This is a genomic window from Streptomyces sp. NPDC014861 (assembly GCF_043081625.1).
Lineage (GTDB): Bacteria > Actinomycetota > Actinomycetes > Streptomycetales > Streptomycetaceae > Streptomyces.
Genome location: NZ_JBIBWV010000037.1, coordinates 35782 through 54778, shown reverse-complemented (window position 1 = coordinate 54778; position 18997 = coordinate 35782). Strand labels below are relative to the sequence as shown.

The 18997-nt window shown below is 75.2% G+C and carries 16 protein-coding genes and 3 pseudogenes; 12 read left to right on the top strand and 7 right to left on the bottom strand.

Features of this window, described 5'->3' with window-relative positions; all coding sequences use genetic code 11:
* Window positions 1-100 (top strand): annotated as a pseudogene (locus ACF1BN_RS36700) (IS481 family transposase); the annotation flags it as partial.
* A gap of 17 nt (window positions 101-117) precedes the next feature.
* Here ACF1BN_RS36700 and ACF1BN_RS36695 read toward each other — a convergent pair.
* Entirely contained in the window at window positions 118-486 is a 369-nt protein-coding gene (locus ACF1BN_RS36695) for a hypothetical protein (protein ID WP_392335943.1), read from the bottom strand.
* A gap of 224 nt (window positions 487-710) precedes the next feature.
* On the opposite strand from ACF1BN_RS36695, the gene ACF1BN_RS36690 reads away from it, so the two are divergent.
* The 4 genes from ACF1BN_RS36690 to fxsA all read left to right on the top strand — a co-directional run bounded on the left by ACF1BN_RS36690 (window position 711) and on the right by fxsA (window position 4932).
* The gene (locus tag ACF1BN_RS36690; protein ID WP_392335942.1) at window positions 711-1151 is read left to right on the top strand and encodes an Lrp/AsnC family transcriptional regulator; all 441 of its coding nucleotides are present in this window, start codon (window positions 711-713) and stop codon (window positions 1149-1151) included.
* Between the two features lie 9 nt (window positions 1152-1160).
* Entirely contained in the window at window positions 1161-2789 is a 1629-nt protein-coding gene (locus ACF1BN_RS36685; protein WP_392335941.1) for an amidohydrolase, read from the top strand.
* 449 nt (window positions 2790-3238) lie between these two features.
* Window positions 3239-4015, top strand: a complete 777-nt coding sequence (locus tag ACF1BN_RS36680) for a polyprenol monophosphomannose synthase (protein WP_392335940.1) — start codon at window positions 3239-3241, stop codon at window positions 4013-4015.
* A gap of 320 nt (window positions 4016-4335) precedes the next feature.
* Window positions 4336-4932, top strand: a complete 597-nt coding sequence (gene fxsA / locus ACF1BN_RS36675; RefSeq protein WP_392335939.1) for an FxsA family membrane protein — start codon at window positions 4336-4338, stop codon at window positions 4930-4932.
* Between the two features lie 179 nt (window positions 4933-5111).
* Here fxsA and ACF1BN_RS36670 read toward each other — a convergent pair whose 3' ends face one another.
* The 4 genes and pseudogenes from ACF1BN_RS36670 to ACF1BN_RS36655 form a co-directional block, all read right to left on the bottom strand.
* A complete protein-coding gene (locus ACF1BN_RS36670) occupies window positions 5112-5486 on the bottom strand; it encodes an RNA polymerase-binding protein RbpA (RefSeq protein ID WP_026278069.1) in 375 nt (124 codons plus the stop codon).
* A 255-nt stretch (window positions 5487-5741) separates the two neighbouring features.
* Window positions 5742-7121 carry an MFS transporter gene (locus ACF1BN_RS36665; RefSeq protein WP_392335938.1) on the bottom strand — a complete coding sequence of 460 codons (1380 nt, stop codon included), beginning with the start codon at window positions 7119-7121 and terminating at the stop codon, window positions 5742-5744.
* Between the two features lie 49 nt (window positions 7122-7170).
* Complete coding sequence (locus ACF1BN_RS36660) at window positions 7171-7935, bottom strand: glycerophosphodiester phosphodiesterase (RefSeq protein WP_392335937.1); 765 nt, start codon at window positions 7933-7935, stop codon at window positions 7171-7173.
* 215 nt (window positions 7936-8150) lie between these two features.
* A pseudogene (locus ACF1BN_RS36655) lies at window positions 8151-8774 on the bottom strand (YitT family protein); the annotation flags it as partial.
* Between the two features lie 134 nt (window positions 8775-8908).
* On the opposite strand from ACF1BN_RS36655, the gene ACF1BN_RS36650 reads away from it, so the two are divergent.
* Window positions 8909-10408, top strand: a complete 1500-nt coding sequence (locus ACF1BN_RS36650; RefSeq protein ID WP_392335936.1) for a PLP-dependent aminotransferase family protein — start codon at window positions 8909-8911, stop codon at window positions 10406-10408.
* 211 nt (window positions 10409-10619) lie between these two features.
* Here the strand turns inward: ACF1BN_RS36650 and ACF1BN_RS36645 are convergent, their stop codons facing one another.
* On the bottom strand, window positions 10620-12221 hold the full coding sequence (locus ACF1BN_RS36645; RefSeq protein ID WP_392335935.1) for a hypothetical protein: 1602 nt from the start codon (window positions 12219-12221) through the stop codon (window positions 10620-10622).
* A gap of 37 nt (window positions 12222-12258) precedes the next feature.
* Window positions 12259-12453, bottom strand: a complete 195-nt coding sequence (locus ACF1BN_RS36640) for a hypothetical protein (protein WP_030493667.1) — start codon at window positions 12451-12453, stop codon at window positions 12259-12261.
* 359 nt (window positions 12454-12812) lie between these two features.
* On the opposite strand from ACF1BN_RS36640, the gene ACF1BN_RS36635 reads away from it, so the two are divergent.
* The 6 genes and pseudogenes from ACF1BN_RS36635 to ACF1BN_RS36610 all read left to right on the top strand — a co-directional run.
* Window positions 12813-13205 carry an ankyrin repeat domain-containing protein gene (locus tag ACF1BN_RS36635; protein WP_392335934.1) on the top strand — a complete coding sequence of 131 codons (393 nt, stop codon included), beginning with the start codon at window positions 12813-12815 and terminating at the stop codon, window positions 13203-13205.
* Between the two features lie 277 nt (window positions 13206-13482).
* Window positions 13483-14982, top strand: coding sequence for a HEAT repeat domain-containing protein (locus ACF1BN_RS36630; protein ID WP_392335933.1), 1500 nt, complete (start codon window positions 13483-13485; stop codon window positions 14980-14982).
* Between the two features lie 375 nt (window positions 14983-15357).
* A complete protein-coding gene (locus tag ACF1BN_RS36625) occupies window positions 15358-16269 on the top strand; it encodes a glycosyltransferase (protein ID WP_392335932.1) in 912 nt (303 codons plus the stop codon).
* A gap of 152 nt (window positions 16270-16421) precedes the next feature.
* Window positions 16422-17624, top strand: a complete 1203-nt coding sequence (locus ACF1BN_RS36620; protein WP_392335944.1) for a glycosyltransferase — start codon at window positions 16422-16424, stop codon at window positions 17622-17624.
* A 199-nt stretch (window positions 17625-17823) separates the two neighbouring features.
* Window positions 17824-18663, top strand: a complete 840-nt coding sequence (locus ACF1BN_RS36615; protein ID WP_392335931.1) for an SGNH/GDSL hydrolase family protein — start codon at window positions 17824-17826, stop codon at window positions 18661-18663.
* Window positions 18603-18990: pseudogene (locus tag ACF1BN_RS36610) on the top strand (hydantoinase/oxoprolinase N-terminal domain-containing protein); the annotation flags it as partial. The gene ACF1BN_RS36615 and the pseudogene ACF1BN_RS36610, both read left to right, overlap by 61 nt.
* Window positions 18991-18997: the final 7 nt, after the last annotated feature.

The following is an 18997-nucleotide window of genomic DNA, read 5'->3' as shown; positions in this document are numbered from 1 at the left end:
AGACTTCCTCCACACCTACAACCACCACCGCTGCCACACCGCACTCGACGGACACCCACCCATCACCCGCGTCAACAACCCTGCGGGTCAATACATCTAGGTCGGATCCCGCCGGGCTCAGGCCGCGCGGCGCAGCTGCGCCGCGCGGATCGGCTGCGAGCCGGGGCCGCCGATGTGCGAGAACGGCTGGGTCCGCCAGTCGAGGCCCTGGGGCAGCGTCAGGAGCAGTGCGGTGTCCTGCTCCTGGACGCCGGCGCCGTCGTCGGCGGAGCGCGCCTCGGCGGCGGCCCGGCCGGTGCCCGGGCAGACGGTGAGGGTGAAGGGGTTCCACGCCGACGGGCACAGCGCGTGCTCGGGCAGCGCGTCCTCGTCCGCCAGCAGGGCGATCGGCTGATCGCACGCCGGGCAGATCACCCGGAACATCTCGAACGTGTCGTACATGTCGAACTCGTCGAAGGGATCGACGGAATCAACGGGCTCCTGCATGGAGACTCCCCCTCGGAACAGGTCGGCCGGTACTGTGCGGCCGGAACCACAGCAAGCCCTTCCCATGCGGAACTCCGCATAACCGTGAACCGCACCCCGATGCCTGGTCCGAACCTGTGGCGTTCGTCACATGCCCGGTGCAGGTGCCCCGGGACCACCCATAGCGGCGGATACCGTCCGCTCCCGGCTGGGCCCGGAGCCCTTCGGCGCAATAGGGTCGGCGCATGGAGGAGCTGGATCGTCAGATCGTGGAGTTGCTCGTCAAGGACGGGCGCATGAGCTACACCGACCTGGGCAAGGCCACCGGCCTGTCCACGTCGGCGGTGCATCAGCGCGTCCGCCGCCTGGAGCAGCGCGGTGTCATCCGCGGCTATGCCGCCGTCGTCGACCCCGAGGCGGTGGGCCTGCCGCTGACCGCCTTCATCTCGGTCAAACCCTTCGACCCCAGCGCCCCCGACGACACCCCCGACCGGCTCGCCCACATCCCCGAGATCGAGGCCTGCCACAGCGTCGCCGGCGACGAGAACTACATCCTCAAGGTGCGGGTCGCCACCCCCCTGGAGCTGGAGCACCTGCTCAGCCGCATCCGGTCCCAGGCGCACGTCTCCAGCCGCACCACCGTCGTCCTGTCCACCCCGTACGAAGCCAGGCCGCCGCGCATTTAGCCTGGTCGCATGAGCGACAGCCTGAACTCCGGCGACCACCGCACCGTGCTCCTGCGCGGGGGAGAGGTCCACAGCCCCGCCGACCCCTTCGCCACGGCCATGGTGGTGGAGCGCGGCCACATCGCCTGGGTGGGCGAGGAGGGCGCCGCCGACGCCTTCGCCTCCGGCGTGGACGAGGTGATCGACCTGGAGGGCGCGCTCGTCACCCCGGCCTTCGTGGACGCCCACGTCCACACCACGGCCACCGGCTTCGCGCTCACCGGCCTCGACCTCTCCACCGCCGCCTCGCTCGCCGAGGCGGCGGAGCTGATCCGCGCCCACGCCGCCGCCCGCCCCGAGGACCGCATCCTCGTCGGGCACGGCTGGGACGCCTCCCGCTGGCCCGAGCGGCGCCCGCTCACGCGCGAGGAGCTGGACGGCCTCACCGGCGGCCGTCCGCTCTACCTCACCCGGATCGACGTGCACTCCGCCGTCGTCACCACCGCGCTGCTCGACCTCGTCCCCGGGGTGCGGGAGCTCGACGGCTTCCACGGCGGGCGTGCCCCGCTGACCGGCGACGCCCACCACGCCGTCCGCGCCGCCGCCTTCGCCGCCGTCTCCCCGCGCCAGCGCGCCGAGGCCCAGCGCGCCGCCCGGGCCCACGCCGCCTCGCTCGGCATCGGCACGCTCCACGAGTGCGGCGGTCCGCAGATCTCCTCCGAGGACGACTTCACCGGTCTGCTGGACCTCGCCCGCGACGAGCCCGGTCCCCGGGTGGTCGGCTACTGGGCCGACCTCGACATCGACCGGGCCCGCGCGCTCGGCGCCCTCGGCGCGGCCGGCGACCTCTTCGCCGACGGCTCCCTCGGCTCGCACACCGCCTGCCTCCACGAGCCGTACGCGGACTCCGCGGGCCACACCGGCTCCGTCCACCTGGACGCCGCCGAGGTCGCCGCCCACGTCGTGGCCTGCACCGAGGCGGGCCTCCAGGCCGGCTTCCACGCCATCGGCGACGCCGCCGTCTCCGCCGTCGTGGACGGCGTCCGGGCCGCCGCCGAGAAGCTCGGCCTCGCCCGGATCCGCGCCGCCCGGCACCGCGTCGAGCACGCCGAGATGCTCACCCCCGAGACGGTCGCCGCCTTCGCCGAGCTCGGGCTCACCGCCTCCGTCCAGCCCGCCTTCGACGCCCTGTGGGGCGGCGACGAGGGCATGTACGCCGACCGCCTCGGCGCCGAGCGGGCCCGCACCCTCAACCCGTACGCGGCCCTGCTGCGCGCCGGTGTGCCGCTGGCCTTCGGCTCGGACAGCCCGGTCACCCCGCTCGACCCGTGGGGGACCGTCCGGGCCGCCGCCTTCCACCGCACCCCCGAGCACCGGATCTCGGTCCGGGCGGCCTTCACCGCCCACACCCGCGGCGGCTGGCGCGCGGTCGGCCGGGACGACGCCGGCACCCTGGTGCCCGGCGCCCCCGCCGATTACGCGATCTGGCGGACCGGCGACCTGGTGGTCCAGGCCCCGGACGACCGGGTGGCCCGCTGGTCCACCGACCCTCGCTCCGGCACGCCCGGTCTGCCCGATCTGTCCCCCGGTGTGGACCTCCCGGTCTGCCTGCGGACCGTGGTGTACGGACAGACGGTTTTCGTACGGCCGAACGAGTGATGTCGGGTTGACGGCCACCCGGATGTACGCACCACGGGTTCGTCCCCGACCTGCGGATCTTCCCGTCCGGCCTGCGGCTTCTCGGGAACCTCGCAGGTCAAACGGGTGTTGACAGCCGACCGCCATGGCCCGGTAGGTTCTCGGGCGTCCACCACAGGACGTCCGACCGGACCACACCTCCTCGCCGGCGCCGACCGCCGCCCGCGCCTCGGCCGCGAGGGAAGGTCTCACCGGCGGAAGGTGCGACCCGGGTGGGGCCCGGACGTTCAGTAGACAACGGCCTTCGGCCGATCCGCAGCCAGCGGGTCCCGGGTCGGACCGAAGGACTTCGGGCCCCGCACCGCACGCGTCCCGCGCCCCCGCGTCGCACGTCTCACACCCCGCTGGACCGGACCACGCCGGAGACCTCGCTAAGGTGGGGGCCTGTGTCTGTATCCGAAGGGGCAGTAGTGAACGACGGTGGCGTGAGGCGTTACGGCCCGCTCGGCAAGGCTTTGGTGATCATTCCGACCTACAACGAGGCGGACAACATCAGGCCGATCGTCGCGCGCGTACGGGAGGCCGTGCCGGACGCGTACATCCTCGTCGCCGACGACAACAGCCCCGACGGCACGGGCAAGTTCGCCGACGAGATCGCGGCCGAGGACGACCACGTCCACGTCCTGCACCGCAAGGGCAAGGAAGGGCTCGGCGCCGCCTACCTGGCCGGCTTCCGCTGGGGCATCGAGAACGGCTTCGACGTCCTCGTCGAGATGGACGCCGACGGCTCCCACCAGCCCGAGGAGCTGCCCCGGCTGCTCACCGCCCTGAAGGGCGCCGACCTGGTGCTCGGCTCCCGCTGGGTCCCGGGCGGCCGGATCGTGAACTGGCCGAAGTCCCGCGAGTTCATCTCCCGCGGCGGCAGCCTCTACTCCCGCGTGATGCTCGACGTCCCGATCCGCGACGTCACCGGCGGCTACCGCGCCTTCCGCAAGGAGACCCTGGAGGGCCTGGGCCTGGAGGACGTGGCCTCCGCCGGTTACTGCTTCCAGGTCGACCTCGCCCGCCGGGCCGTCGCGGCCGGCTTCCACGTCGTGGAGGTCCCCATCACCTTCGTCGAGCGCGAGGTCGGCGACTCCAAGATGAGCCGCGACATCCTCGTCGAGGCGCTGTGGCGTGTCACCGGCTGGGGCCTCACCGCCCGCGCCGAGAAGGTCACCAAGCTGCTCGGCCGCAAGCGCGGCTGACCCGCGGGCCCGCACCTCTCGCGGTCACCCGGCCCGCACCTCCGTACGGTCCGCGGCCGACCCACCGGCCCGGACCCGGCACGGCCCGCGGCAGCCCACCCCGCCCGGGCCTCCGCACGGTCCGCGGCTCGTTCGCGGAATCGGACCGCCGTACGGTCCGCGGCAGCCCACCCGGCGCGGACCTCTCGCGGTCCGCGGCTGGTCCGCGGAACCGGACCGCCGTACGGTCCGTGGCTGCCCACCCGGCCCGGACCGTCGCACGGTCCGGGCTGATCCTTTCCTTACGACGTTCCTGCGGCGCGCCAGGCACACTGGACGGCATGACGACCGGCGCAACGCCCCCTCACGCCCCCAAGCGCTCCCGCGCGCGCACCTTCCTCCCGCTCGGCCTCGCCGCCTGGCTGGTCCTGGAGATCTGGCTGCTCACCGTCGTGGCGAACGCGGCGGGCGGCCTCACCGTGCTGCTGCTCCTCGTCGGCGGCGCCGTCCTCGGCGCCGCCGTCGTCAAGCGGGCCGGCCGCCGGGCCTTCGCCAACCTCTCCTCCACCTTCCAGCAGGCCCAGGCCGCCGCGCAGAGCGGTACGGCACCGAGCGCCGCCGACCGCAAGGGCGCCGAGGACCGCAACGGCTTCCTGATGCTGGGCGGCCTGCTCCTGATGCTCCCCGGGCTGATCTCCGACGTCGCCGGCCTGCTGCTGCTCGTGCCTCCGGTCCGCACGGCCCTCGGGCGCGCCGCGGAGAGGGCCGTCGAGCGCCGGATGGCCGCCGCACCTCCCGGAACCCTCCAGGACGCCTTCCAGCAGGCCCGTATGCACCGTCCGGACGGCAAGGTGGTCCAGGGCGAGGTCATCCGCGACGACGCGCCCCGGAGCCCGTACGGCCCCGCCGACGGGCAGCGCCCGCCGCTGACGCCCTGAGCGGGCCCGTTCCCCGGCACGGCACCGCGCGCGGATGCCCCGGCACAGCGCGAGGGTGTTCCCGGCACCGTGCGGGGGTGCCGTGCCCGGGGTACCGCGGAGTCACCCGGGAACGCCGAGGGGCCCGGTACACGGATCGTGTACCGGGCCCCTCGGCGTTGCTGTCGCCGCGGCGTCCGTCAGGCGGACTTGCGGCTGTCGCGCGGATGCACCGCGATGTTCATGGCGCCGGAGCGCAGGACGGCCAGCCTCTCGGCCAGCACCTCCTCCAACTCCTCACGGGTACGCCGCTCCATCAGCATGTCCCAGTGCGTACGCGCAGGCTTGCCCTTCTTCTCCTCGGGTCCGTCGCCGTCCACCAGAAGCGCCTGGCTTCCGCAGACCTTGCATTCCCACTCCGGCGGAATCTCCGCCTCCACCGAGAAGGGCATCTCAAAACGATGGCCCTTCTCGCATGCGTACTCCACGGCCTGGCGCGGGGCCAGATCGATGCCGCGGTCGGTCTCGTAGCTGGTCACCACGAGGCGCGTGCCGCGAAGAGCTCGCTCACTCATGAATCGTGCCTCCCGGGCTTGTCGCCCACAGGACAGGTGTCGCTGTCGTCGTCATCCGGTCAACGTCCGGTCGGCGATAAAGATTCCCGTTCCGGGTCATGCGTCGCCCGTCGTGCCGCCCCTTGTTGTACCCACCAGTGCCCGTTTTGTCACATCTGGCGGCAGATATGACACGGCGCTTTCACTAAAGCAGCACGCAGTAACGGTCCGCCTGGCAGGCCAAACGCGTACACTACCGGCCTTTCACTTCCGCGTCTAAATTCGCTCGGGTACGACATTGCCCGCCTCGTGCGCGGCGTCCCGTACGGGAACCCTGGCGAGCAGCGCGAAACCAGCCACGAAGAAGATCACCAGAGAGATGATGGCAGCTCGATAGCTGTCCGTCAGCTGATACACGAGCCCGAACATCAGCGGACCCAGCCAGCTCAGCCCTCGGTCGCTCAGTTCGTACGCCGAGAAGTACTCCGCCTCCTTGCCCTCCGGGACCAGGTGCGAGAAGAGCGAGCGGGACAGCGCCTGGGTGCCGCCCATCACCAGGCCGATCGCCGCGGCCAGGCAGTAGAAGAAGACCGGCGCCCCGGCCGGGAGCATGTACCCGGCCATCAGGATGACGGTCCACACGACGAGCGCGCCCAGGATCGTCCGCTTGGCGCCGTACGTCCGGGCGAAGCGGGCCATCAGCAGGGCGCCCGCCACCGCGAGCACCTGCACCAGCAGCACCGCCGTGATGAGCGTGGTCTTCTCCAGGCCCAGCTCCTCCTCGCCGAAGATCGCCGCCTGCGAGATCACCGTCTGCACCCCGTCGTTGTAGACGAGGTAGGCGAGCAGGAAGGCGAGCGTCAGCGGGTGCTTGCGCATGTCCTTGATGGTCGACCGCAGCTGTCGCCAGCCCGCGCCGACCGCGCCCCCGCCCGCCGGCCGGTCCGGGCCCGCCGGGGGCGGCAGCCGCCGGTCCCGCAGCCGTCGCAGCGGGATCAGCGCCCACGCGCCCCACCACAGGCCCGCCGAGGCCAGGCAGATCCGGACCGCCTCGCCCTCCTCCAGGCCGAAGGACTCGTGCGCCGAGTACAGGACGAGGTTGAGCACCAGGACCAGGGCGCCGGACGTGTAGCCGAAGGCCCAGCCGCGCGAGGAGACCTTGTCCCGCTCCTCGGGGTCGGCGACCTGCGGCAGATAGGCGTTGTAGAGCATCATCGCGACCGCGAAGGAGGCGTTCGCGACGATCAGCAGGAAGGCGCCGAGGAGGTACCGGGTGCCCTCCAGGAAGAACATGCCGGTCGTCGCGCCGGCCCCGAGGTACGCCGCCGCCGCGAGCAGCGGCTTCTTGCGGCCCCAGCGGTCCGCCGCAGCGCTCACCAGCGGCATCGCCACGATGGCCACCACCAGGGAGACGGAGACCGCGTACGGGAAGAGCGAACCCGGGGCCACGGGTATGCCCAGCGGGTACACGAGCCGTCCCTCGCCGCCGGCGGCGTTCTCGGCCACCGTCTTGAGGTACGGCCCCAGGAAGACGGTGACGACGCTGGTCGAGTAGACCGAGCAGGCGAAGTCGTAGAAGTACCAGCCGCGCTGCTCCCGCCTGCGCTCGGCCGGATCGGTGATGGGCCCCTCAGGACCTGTCGTCTCGGCGGTCACGGCCGCACGCCCCCTCGCTCGTCCCCGTCGCCGGGACGCCCGCGCGGCCTCAGGTCCATGCCCCACGGGCGGTGAGGACCTCGCGCAGCGTCTCCAGATGATCGGTCATGATGCCATCGACCCCCAGGTCGAGGAGAGAGTCCATGCGCTCCGCGTCGTTCACGGTCCACACGTGCACCTGGAGCCCGCGCGCGTGCGCCGCCCGGACGAAGCGGCGGTCCACCACGCGGATCCCGCCCTGCGTCTCAGGGACCTGCGCGGCGACCGCGCCGGCCCGCAGCGGGACCGGGACCCCGAGCGAGCGCATCCGCAGGGCGGCGACGCCGGTCACGCCGTACGAGGTGGCCAGCCGGGGGCCGGCGAGGCGCTGGGCCCGCGCGATGCGGGCCTCGGTGAAAGAGCTGACCAGGACCCGGTCCCACGCGTCGGTCCGGGAGACGAGGTCCACCAGCGGGGCGAGCGCCGACTCGGTCTTGAGATCCACGTTCCAGCGGGCCTCGGGGAACTCCTGGAGCAGGTCCTCGAAGAGCGGCAGCGGCTCCTTGCCGGCCACCCGCGCCTCCCGGACCGCCGCCCACGGCAGGTCCCGGATGAGCCCCGAGGCGTCCGTCACCCGGTCCAGGGTGGAGTCGTGGAAGGCGACGAGCACGCCGTCCGCGGTCGTGTGCACATCGGTCTCGAAATAGCGGTAGCCCGCCGCGGCGGCCCGGCGGAAGGCGGCCGCGGTGTTCTCCAGGCCGTCCGCCGTGCCGCCCCGGTGGGCGAAGGGCAGCGGGAGCGGGTGGTCGAGGTAGGGGTGGCGTACGCGAGTCACCGCCGCAGTATGGCGCCTTCCGGTGACTCCGCGGCGACCGGCGTGTCGACGGCGCCGGGCCCGGGGGTGACCTCCCGCTCGGGGGTGGCGCCGACGGCGTCCGGCCCGGGGGCGGTGTCGATCGCGCCCGGGCGGCGCACGCGCGCGGGCTCCGGTTCCGAGACGGCCCCCCGCACGCGCGCGGGCTCCGGTTCCGGGGCGGCCTCCCGCTCGGGGGCGCCGACGGCGCCGGGCTCGGGGACGGCGAAGAGGCGCAGGAAGAACTGGGCGAGCGGGCCGATCGACAGCGCGTAGAGCACCGTGCCGACGCCGACGGAGCCGCCGAGCAGGAAGCCGGTGGTGACCACCGCGATCTCGATCAGGGTCCGGGTCAGCCGGATCGACCGGCCGGTCAGCCGGTGCAGCCCCGTCATCAGCCCGTCGCGCGGGCCGGGACCGAAGCGGGCCGCGATGTACAGGCCGGTCGCCACGCCGTTCAGCACGATGCCCAGCACCAGGAGGGGGATCCGGACCGGCAGGCCGTGGCCGTCCGGGAGCAGCGCCAGAGTGCCGTCCATCGCCAGGCCGATCACGAACACGTTCGAGACCGTGCCCAGGCCCGGGCGCTGCCGGATCGGGATCCACAGCAGCAGCACGACCGCGCCGACGATGATCGACACGACTCCGATCGTCAGTCCCGTCCGCTCGGCGAGGCCCTGGTGGAGCACGCCCCACGGCTCCAGGCCGAGCCCCGCCCTGACCAGCAGCGCCGAGCTGATCCCGTACAGGGCCAGGCCGGCGTAGAGCTGGACGAGCCGGCGGGTGAGATGCCGGCCGCGCGAGCCGGAGGCGATGGACATGGACGTGCCCCCCTGGGGTGGTGTGCGGGAGTGGACCGCGGCCCGGTGTGGTGACGGTGGACCGACTCATGACACTCTGTGGCGGGAGAACGGATGCCAACCATGGCCAATTCGAGGAAGGTGGACTGATTTCCATGGCTCAGTGGACTTCAGCCGTCGGAGCCGCCCAGCTCGCCCGGCAGCTCCAGGCGCAGCAGCCGCGCCCCGCGGGCCCCGGCGCCAGGAAGCCGCCCGCCTACCGCGCCCTCGCCGACGGCATCCGCCTGCTCGTCCTGGAGGGCCGGGTGCCGGTCGCCGCCCGGCTGCCCGCCGAGCGAGAGCTCGCCCTCGCCCTCACCGTCAGCCGCACCACGGTGGCCGCCGCCTACGAGGCGCTGCGCACCGAGGGCTTCCTGGAGTCCCGGCGGGGCGCCGGCAGCTGGACCGCGGTCCCGGCCGGCAACCCGCTGCCCGCGCGCGGCTTGGAACCGCTGCCGCCGGAGACCCTCGGCTCCCTCATCGACCTCGGCTGCGCGGCCCTCCCCGCTCCCGAGCCGTGGCTGACCCGCGGCGTCCAGGGGGCCCTGGAGGAGCTGCCGCCGTACGCGCACACCCACGGCGACTACCCGGCCGGCCTCCCCGCGCTGCGCGCGATGCTGGCCGAGCGCTACACCGCCCGGGGCATCCCGACCATGCCCGAGCAGATCATGGTCACCACGGGGGCGATGGGCGCCATCGACGCCATCTGCCACCTCTTCGCCGGGCGCGGCGAGCGGATCGCCGTGGAGTCGCCCTCGTACGCCAACATCCTCCAGCTCATGCGGGAGGCGGGCGCCCGGCTGGTGCCCGTCGCCATGTCGGAGGGGCTGGGCAGCTGGGACCTCGGCCGCTGGCGCCAGGTGCTGCGCGACGCGGCGCCCCGGCTCGCGTACGTCGTGGCCGACTTCCACAATCCGACCGGCGCCCTCGCCGACGAGGACCAGCGACGGCGGCTCGTGGAGGCCGCCCGCGCGGCCGGGACGGTCCTCGTCGTCGACGAGACCATGGCCGAGCTCCACCTCGACGACGACGTGGAGATGCCCCGCCCGGTCTGCGCCTTCGACCCGGCCGGCTCCACCGTCCTCACCGTCGGCTCGGCCAGCAAGGCGTTCTGGGCCGGGATGCGGATCGGCTGGGTGCGCGCCGCACCCGACGTCATCCGCTCCCTGGTCGCCGCCCGCGCCTACGCCGACCTGGGCACGCCCGTCCTGGAGCAGCTGGGCGTCAACTGGCTGATGCGCACCGGAGGGTGGGAGGAGGCGGTCGCGCTGCGGCGGGCGCAGGCCAGGGAGAACCGCGACGCGCTCGTGACCGCGGTCCGCAGGGAACTGCCGGAGTGGGAGTTCGAGGTGCCGAAGGGCGGGCTGACGCTCTGGGTGCGCACCGGCGGGCTCTCCGGCTCGCGGCTCGCGGAGGCGGGCGAGCGGGTCGGTGTCCGGGTGCCCTCCGGCCCCCGGTTCGGCGTGGACGGCGCTTTCGAGGGGTACGTCCGTCTGCCGTTCACCGTCGGCGGCCCGGTCGCCGACGAGGCCGCGAGCCGACTCGCGGCCGCGGCCCGGCTGGTGGAGTCGGGCCTCGGCGGGGGAGTGGAGCCGCCGCGGACGTTCGTGGCCTGAGCCGCGACCGCCCCCCCGCACGGGCGCCCGTCCGTGCGCTGACCTCGCTCACGCGCGCGTGCGATTGCGATGACGTCTCCCACGCGCGCGCGTGGGAACGGCCGCGCGGCGCCGAGCCGTACGTGGCGCCACGCGCGCGTGGGAACGGCGAAGGCCGGTACCGCCCTGTCAGGGTCGGTACCGGCCTTCGCCGTCGCGGGGTCCGGGCGGGTCAGCCCTCCGCCGGGACCGGGGCGTGGTGGGGGAGGACGCCGGGGATCGGCTCGGCCGCCGCCTCCGGGACCTTCTCCAGGGCCACCGTGGCCGCGGACCGCCGATCCGGGAGCAGGTCGAGGACGGCCTGCCGGTCGGTGTCTCCGACGGCGTCGTCGTACGGGTCGGGCGTGGCCGGCACCTGGAGCCGGAGGACCTGCCCGGTGCCCAGGCGGGCGTAGCCGCGGCCTGGCGGGACCTGCGGGGTGGGGGTGGTGTGCGGAGCGACGCCGAGGACCGCGGCGATCTGCTCGGCGGAGGCGGGACCGAGCACCACGCGGGCGCGGGTGTGGGCGCGTACCCCCTCGTGGAGCGCGTCGGCCGTCTCGAACTGCTCGGCCACCACCACCGTCACCTGGGCGGCGCGGCCGTGGCGCAGCGGCACCTGGAGCAGCTCCTGGGGGTCGGGGCGCCCCTCGGAGGCGGCCAGGTGGCCGAGGGCGCCGGGGCGGTCGAGGAGGATCCACAGCGGGCGGCGGGTGTCCGCGGGGGCCGGGTGACCGGCCTGCCGGGCGCGGTTGGAGGAGATCAGCCGGCGCTCGGTCTCGTGGGAGGCCCATTCCAGGCTCTCCAGCGCGCCGGACAGCTCGCTCTCGATGCCGAGGACGCCGTCGCGGCCGACCAGGCAGGCGTACTCGCCGGCTCCCGCGCCGTCCACGATCAGCACGTCGCCGTGTTCGAGGGCCTGGAGCGCGAGGGAGCGCAGCAGGGTGGAGGTGCCGCTGCCGGGCTGGCCGACGGCGAGCAGGTGCGGCTCGGTGGAGCGGGGGCCGGTGCGCCAGACGACGGCGGGCGCGTCCTCGGAGCCGTCCGCCGAGACGACCGGCACGGTCCGCTGCACGGCCTCCGCGTCGGTGAAGCCGAGGACGGTCTCGCCCGGTGCGGTGACGAACCGCTGGGCGGCGATGGTGGTCGGGAGGGCGGGCAGCACCTGCATGACGAGGCGGTTGCCCTCCTCGTCCCAGTCGAAGCGGTACTCGCGGCCGCGCCCCGACTTGGCGTGAAGCAGCTGCTCGATGCGGGCGCGGGAGGCCGGCTCGCCGTCCGGGAAGTACGGCGGGTAGGAGATCCGCAGCCGGGTCGGGCGGCCGTCGCCGTCGAAGGCGTGGTCGGCGAAGGCCCGGCTCCAGTCGCCGCCGTGGGCGAAGAGCGGCTCCGGGTCCTCGGGGACGGAGAAGTACGGCACGAGGGCCTCGTACAGGCCCTTCAGCCGGGCGGTCTCCGCCTCGTCGGGTCCGGTCCTCACGACCGGTTTCTCACGCCCCTTCCACGCGGCGGCGCCCATGAGCGCGACGAGCGCGAGCAGCGGCCCGTACGGCACGAGGGCGACGACCAGGACGCAGGCCGCGACCAGGAACAGCGTGGGACCGCGCCGTTCCTTGGGGGTCGCGGCCCACTTGGCGCGCGCGGTCGCGGCCAGTCTCCGCAGACCACGGGAGACCGTGATCAGCGGATGGAGCACGTCGGTGGCGCTGTCGGCGGCCGACCGCGCGATCTCTCGGCTGCGCGCGAGCTGCGCGGTGCCGCTGCTCAGAATGCGGGGGAGTGGTCGCCGGGCCACGTCGTACTCCTGGAGTGGTGGAAGGGGGTGAGAGGCGTCAGAACTTGATTCCGCCCAGCAGGCCGGCCAGGCTCTGGCCGCCCGCCGTGATGCTGGGTGCGATGGCGGTGCCCGCCAGGTAGAAGCCGAACAGCGCGCAGACGAGGGCGTGCGAGGCCTTGAGGCCGTCCTTCTTGAAGAACAGGAAGCAGATGATGCCGAGCAGGACGACGCCTGAGATGGACAGGATCATGGGGTGTTCTCCTGGTTGAGGGGACAGTCACGATCAGTCCTTCCAGGTTCACGGCAAGTATCTATGTGACTAAAGGTGCATTCAGGTGAATGGCGGGCGTTTTCACTTGACCGGCGGACGCCGGTCCCCGTCCCGGGTGGCGAAACGCTCGAAGTGGGGTAAGGGAGCACCGAGGGGCGCTGGTCACAGCCGGTGGACGCGGTGATCCGCGCCTCGGCCGGACGCGGTCATGTCACCGCGAGGGCAGTACCCTGTCGATTCACTCGTACGGCCTCGCTTGCCGTGCGCAGGTCGAGGTCAGGCGGTACCGGGCGGCACACGCGCGGGCCGCGGGCGGAGCACGGAAGGCGGTTGTGGAAATGAGCGAGACCCCGGACCCCGAGGTCGTCGAGCTGGCGTCGAAGGTCTTCGACCTGGCGCGCGCCGGCGACGCCGCGGCCCTCGCCGCCTACGTCGACGCGGGCGTCCCCGCGAACCTCACCAACGACCGGGGCGACACCCTCCTCATGCTCGCCGCCTACCACGGCCACGCTCCCGCGGTCGCCGCCCTCCTGGAGCGCGGCGCCGACGCCGACCGCGCCAACGACCGCGGCCAGACCCCGCTCGCCGGCGCCGTCTTCAAGGGTGAGGACGCCGTGATCCGTGCCCTCCTGGCCGGCGGCGCGAATCCGGAGTCAGGCACTCCGTCCGCCGTCGACACCGCACGCATGTTCGGGAAGAGCGAGCTCCTGGAGCTGTTCGCCGGCCGGTGAACGGAGGCTGAACCCCAGGTGGGAGCGGTGTCGTAAATGTGGTCGCGGCGGTGGAAACGGTCGGTCATCATGACGACAAGCCCGGCCGTCCGACCGGGCCACGGACGAGAGGCAGAGGAAGATGAGCAGCGCGCACAAGCAGCGACGTACGACGGACGGCCCGACCTGTTGTCCCGCGGCCTACTAGGGCGGCCACCGCGCGGACGGGCCCAGCGCCCGACCCGGTCCACCCCGGTCCACCCCGTCGTGTCGACAGCTTGATGTGAGGCGTCTTCCCATGTTCGAACCAGCCATAGCGCCGAGCGGCACCCTGCTCGGCCTGCTCCAGAGGGGCCGCGGCGACGGCACCCTGCACGCCCTCGCCGCACCGCGCCCCGAGGCCCTCGCGGCCCTCGACCGGTGCGTGCTCGCCGACCCCCGCCACGACTGGCGGGTCGAGAACCGCTCCCTCTACTACGCCCGGCTCTACCTCGACCTCCACGGAGGCCTGGAGGCGGTCGAGGCGCACCTCTTCGCGCCCGAGGACCACCTCGACACCGAGGAGCACCGCACCGGGCTCGCCCTCGCCGTCCTCGGCCACCTGGCCTCCTACGGACGCCACGACGCCCTGCTCCTGCTCCGGCGCTACGCGGCCACCGGTGCCAACTGGGCCTGGGCCCTCGACGAGCTCGCGCTCCGCGACGACGACGCCGGACTGCGCTCCCTCGCCGAGCCCGTCCTCGCCCGCTTCCCCCAGGACCCGGCCGGCGACGCCGAACTCGGCCGCACCGTCCGCGACGCCTTCGAGCCCCGCCCCTGGCGACTGTGGGCCGAGGACCAGCGCGACGCCGTCGGCGCCCGCGTCCGCGCCGCCCAGGAACAGGGCTCCTTCGACCGCTGGCAGCGCCAGCTGCGCCCCACCGGGCCCCGCCCCGGCTGGAGCGTGCGCGCCGTCCTCGACTGGGCCCAGGAGGGATACGAGCGCGGCACCGACCTCGCCGGACCCGCCGCCCGCTGCCTCGCCGCGGTGGCCGGACCCGAGGACCGCCCCGAGCTGCTCGCCGCCGGCCGCGGCGGCGCCCCCGGCGCGCGTGCCGCCGTTCTGCACCACCTCGCCGCCGGCCGGGACCCCGCCGTGCTCGACCTCGTCGAGGCCGCCGCCGACGGCGTCCATCCTCTCGACAGCGCGTCCGCCGCCGACGCGTCCGGACAGGGCGAGCCGTACGGCGACGTCCCCGGCGCCGTCGACCGCGACGCCCTGCACGTGGCCCGGGCCGCCGTCACCGCCTACCTCCGCATGTGCGGCGACGACGCCGTCGCCCGCGCCCGCGCCTGGGTCCACCGCCCCGACCCCCTGGGCGCCGCGGCCGGCGAGCTCCTCGCGGCACGCGGCGAGGACCGGGACGCCCAGCTCGTCCTCGGTGCCCTGCGCACCGCCATCCGCGCCGCCGGACCCGACGCGCCCGCCCTCGGCGCCCTCGTCGACGGCGCCGGTCGCCTCGGCATCGCCTGCGCGGCCCCGGTGCTGCGCCACGTCTACCGGGAGACGGCCTCCTCCCAGCTGCGCGGGCGCACGGCCCGCGCCCTCGCGGCCACCGACCCCTGCTTCGCCAGCGGCTTCGCCGTCGAATGCCTCTGGGACTGCGAGGAGACCACCCGCGAGATCGCGGCCCAGCACGCCGAGACGGCCGACGCCCGCGTGGCCGAGCGCCTGCGACGCCTCGCCGCCGACCCGGCCGAGGAGGTCGAGGTCCAGACGGCCGTCCGCAACCGCATCGGCCCGGACCTCCAGGTCTGACCCGCCCTCCACCGCCCCGCCCGGGGCGGCGCGGCCCCCGGCGGTGACCCCGCCGAGCGAGGCCCCGCCCCGGGGCGGGACCGGCCGCCGACGAAGCCGGGCGGCGTACGGCTCCGTGCCCCCGGGCCCCCGTGGCCCCACCTCCCCCCGTGGCCCCACCTCCCCCCCCCCGTGCCTCGCCCCTTCGTGCATCGCCCCCCGTGCCCCGGCAGTTCCGCGCGGGCGCCCGGCACCCGTACGACGCCCCGGCCGCCCCCGCCGGTCCGGGTATCGGAGACGTGCCGCACGGACGCGGCGGGAAAAGCTCACGGGACGTTCCCCCCGCGTCCAGATCCACGTCGGCGGGGCCACGTCGGGCGCGACGAGAACACCCGTATGCGTGTCGTCATCGTCACCGAATCCTTTCCTCCCGACATCAACGGTGTGGCGCACTGCGCCCTCCAGACCGCGCGCCACCTCGTCCGCCGGGGCCACCGGCCCCTCGTGATCGCCCCGGCCGTCCCCGACCCCGCCCCCGACGCCGACGCGCCGTGCCCGGTGGTCCGCGTCCCCTCCCTGCCGCTGCCCGGCTACGCCCAGGTGCGGGTCGCCCTCCCCAGCCGCCGCGTGGCCGCCGCCATCGCCGCCCACCGCGCCGACCTCGTCCACCTCGCCGGACCCTTCGTCCTCGGCGTCCGCGCGATGGCCGCCGCCACCCGCCTCCGGGTGCCCACCGTCGCCGTCTACCAGACCGACCTCGCCGGCTACGCCCGCACCTACGTGGGCACCGGGGAAGCCACCGCCTGGCGCCGGCTCCGCGCCGTCCACGGCGCGGCCGACCGTACCCTCGCCCCCTCCCGGGCGGCCCGCCGCGACCTGGAGGCACACGGCATCGCCCGGGTCCTCCGCGACCGCCTCCCGGGCGCGCACTTCCTCGGGCGGCGCACCGGCGACGACCTCGCCCGGATCTTCGCCTCGCTCGACGTCTTCGTCCACACCGGTCCCCACGAGACCTTCTGCCAGACCGTCCAGGAGGCCATGGCCAGCGGGCTCCCGGTGATCGCCCCGGCCGCCGGCGGCCCGCTCGACCTCGTCGCCCACCGCCGCACCGGCCTCCTCGTCCCCCCGGAGGACCCGCTCGCCCTCCGCGAGGCCGTCACCGCCCTGGCCGCCGCCCCCGGCCTGCGCGCCGCCTACGGCAGGGCGGGCCGGGCCGACGTCGGGGGACGCACCTGGGAGGCGGTCGGCGACGAACTCGTCGGCCACTACCTGGAGGTGCTGCGCGAGCGGACGGCGGTGGCGGCGTGAACGGGGCGCGGAGCCGCGGGACGTACCCCACCGGGCCCCCGGCCCCGCCGTACGGGACCGGCGTGGACCCCGCCGGACCTCCGGCCTCGCCCCCGCTTTACGGGAACGGCGGCCCCACGCGCGCGTACCGTGCCTCGTACGGCCGCGAGGGGCTGCGCATCGTGCGGCTCGCGAACTTCGTCACCCCCACCTCGGGCGGGCTGCGCACCGCGCTCGACCGGCTCGGCCGGGGCTACCGCGCGGCCGGCCACGAGCCCGTCCTCGTCGTCCCCGGTGCCCGCGCCGACGACGAACCGGCGGAGCAGGGCCGGATCGTCACCCTGCCCGGGCCCGAACTGCCCGGCACCGGCGGCTACCGGGTCCTCGCCGACCGGCGCCGGCTCACCGACCTCCTGGAACGGCTCGCCCCCGACCGGATCGAGGTCTCCGACCGCACCACCCTGCGCTGGACGGGGGAGTGGGCCAGACGCGCCCGCGTCCCCTCGGTGATGGTCTCCCACGAGACCGCCGACGGCGTCCTGCGCACCTGGGGCGTCCCCGCCCCGCTCGCCGCCCGCGCGGCCGACCGGCTCAACCGCCGTACCGCCTGGGCCTACGGCCGGATCGTGTGCACCACCGCCTGGGCGGAGGAGGAGTTCCTCAGGGTCGGCGCCCGCAATGTCGTACGGGCTCCGCTCGGCGTCGACCTGGAACGCTGCCGGCCCGGCCGGCGGGACCCCGGGGTGCGGGCCCGGTACGCGGAGGGGGCCGGGGTCCTGCTGGTGCTCTGCTCCCGCCTCTCCGTGGAGAAGCGGCCCGGTACCGCCCTCGACGCCCTCGCCGGGCTGCTGGACGCGGGCGTCCCGGCCCGCCTGGTCGTCGCGGGCGACGGGCCGCTGCGGTCCGGCCTGGAGCGCCGGGCGCGGGACCGGGGCCTGCCCGTCCGGTTCCTCGGCCACGTCGCCGACCGGGAGGAGCTGGCCGACCTCCAGGCGGCCGCCGACCTCTGCCTGGCCCCCGGGCCCGCCGAGACCTTCGGGCTCTCCGCCCTGGAGGCCCTCGCCTGCGGGACACCGGTCGTCGTCAGCGCCTCCTCCGCCCTCCCCGAGGTCGTGGGCACGGCCGGTGCCGCGGCCGCCGACACCCCGGCGGCCTTCGCGGACGCGGCCCGCGGCCTGCTCGCCCTCCCGGAGGCCGCCCGCAGGTCCGCCGCACGCGCGCGTGCCGAGCGCTTCTCCTGGGACCGCTCGGTGGCGGCCTTCCTGAACGCCCACGAGGCGGCCGCCACCGATCCCCCCGCCGATCCGGCGGTCGCGCTCGCCGCCCCCGCCGCCACGGAACCGGCCCCGGCCCGGAGCCTGGGGGCCGGCGGGTGACCCCGCTCCGCGAGGGAATCGATCCGGGCCGGGCGGGCCCCGCCGGGACCGAAGGCGTCCCGGGCCCCGGCGCCCCGGCGGGATACGTGTCGGACCGTGAGGCCCCTGCCGTCACGGAGGCCGCCACGGTGCGGTTCGCGGTGCTCGGGGACTCGTTCAGCGAGGGCGTCGGGGACCGGGTCGGCGGGGCCTGGCGGGGATGGGGCGCGCTGCTCGCCGACGGGCTCGCCGGACCGGGGCAGCGCGTGGAGTTCGTCAACCTCGCCGTCAGCGGCGCGCTCAGCGGCGACGTGCCGAGGACCAGGTCCCGCGCGCGGCCGCCCTCCGGCCGCACCTCGCCTCCGTCGTGGTGGGCGTCAACGACACCCTGCGGCACACCTTCGACATCGGCCTGTTCGCCCGCCGCCTGGACCGGGTCCTCGGCGCGCTCGACGCGACCGGAGCCGTCCTCCTGACCGCCTGCCTGCCCGACCCGGGACGCATGCTCGGCCTGCCGGGACCGCTCGCCCGGCCGCTCGCCCGCCGCGGGCGGTCCGTGAACGCGGTCGTGCACGCGCTGTCCGCCCGGTACGCGGCCGTCCACCTCCACCTCGCCGAACCCGCCTGGACCGCCGACCGGACGCTGTGGAGCGCCGACCGGCTCCACCCCGGCGAGCGCGGCCACCGCGCCGTCGCCGTGGCCTTCCACCGCCTCCTCGCCGAGCGCGGGATCGCCCGGGGACCGGCACCCTCCCCGGAGGCCTCCGAACCGCCGCCCACGCGCGCGGAGACCGCCCGCCGGCTCGCCACCGCCGGCACCGGCTGGGTGCTCCGGCGCAGCCGCGACCTGCTGCCGCAGCTCCTGCTGCTCGCCGGGGAGGAACTCCTCCACCGGATCGACGGCACCGGAACGGGTCCGCCGGACGCGCGCGCCGAGACCGCCCTCGCCGAGGCCCTCGCGGCGACAACGGGGGAACGAGCGGGCGCTGGGAGTTCCGGATCGACCGGGGCGGCACCTTCACCGACGTCGTGGGGCGGCGCCCCGACGGCCGGCTCATGACCCGCAAGGTGCTCTCCCCCGACCCGGCCCGCCGCCAGGACGCCGCCGTGGCCGGGATCCGGCTCCTCATGGGCCTCGGCCCCGGCGACCCCGTCCCCGCCGACCGGGTCGCCGTCGTCAGGACGGGCACCACCGTCGCCACCGACGCCCTCCTGGAACGGCGCGGCGAACCCACCCTGCTGCTGATCACCGAGGGCTTCCGCGACGCCCTGCGCATCGCCTGCCAGAACCGGCCCCGCCTCTTCGACCGGCACATCGTCCGCCCCGAGGCCGTGTACGCGCGCGTGGCCGAGGTCCCCGAGCGGGTGGACGCCCGGGGCCCCCGCCGGAAGCC

Excerpts from the sequence above, each read along its gene's own strand:
- ACF1BN_RS36695 (WP_392335943.1), bottom strand. The coding sequence starts at position 486 with ATGCAGGAGCCCGTTGATTCCGTCGATCCCTTCGACGAGTTCGACATG.
- ACF1BN_RS36690 (WP_392335942.1), top strand. The coding sequence starts at position 711 with ATGGAGGAGCTGGATCGTCAGATCGTGGAGTTGCTCGTCAAGGACGGG.
- ACF1BN_RS36685 (WP_392335941.1), top strand. The coding sequence starts at position 1,161 with ATGAGCGACAGCCTGAACTCCGGCGACCACCGCACCGTGCTCCTGCGC.
- fxsA (WP_392335939.1), top strand. The coding sequence starts at position 4,336 with ATGACGACCGGCGCAACGCCCCCTCACGCCCCCAAGCGCTCCCGCGCG.
- ACF1BN_RS36670 (WP_026278069.1), bottom strand. The coding sequence starts at position 5,486 with ATGAGTGAGCGAGCTCTTCGCGGCACGCGCCTCGTGGTGACCAGCTAC.
- ACF1BN_RS36650 (WP_392335936.1), top strand. The coding sequence starts at position 8,909 with ATGGCTCAGTGGACTTCAGCCGTCGGAGCCGCCCAGCTCGCCCGGCAG.
- ACF1BN_RS36640 (WP_030493667.1), bottom strand. The coding sequence starts at position 12,453 with ATGATCCTGTCCATCTCAGGCGTCGTCCTGCTCGGCATCATCTGCTTC.
- ACF1BN_RS36635 (WP_392335934.1), top strand. The coding sequence starts at position 12,813 with ATGAGCGAGACCCCGGACCCCGAGGTCGTCGAGCTGGCGTCGAAGGTC.
- ACF1BN_RS36630 (WP_392335933.1), top strand. The coding sequence starts at position 13,483 with ATGTTCGAACCAGCCATAGCGCCGAGCGGCACCCTGCTCGGCCTGCTC.
- ACF1BN_RS36625 (WP_392335932.1), top strand. The coding sequence starts at position 15,358 with ATGCGTGTCGTCATCGTCACCGAATCCTTTCCTCCCGACATCAACGGT.
- ACF1BN_RS36615 (WP_392335931.1), top strand. The coding sequence starts at position 17,824 with ATGGGGCGCGCTGCTCGCCGACGGGCTCGCCGGACCGGGGCAGCGCGT.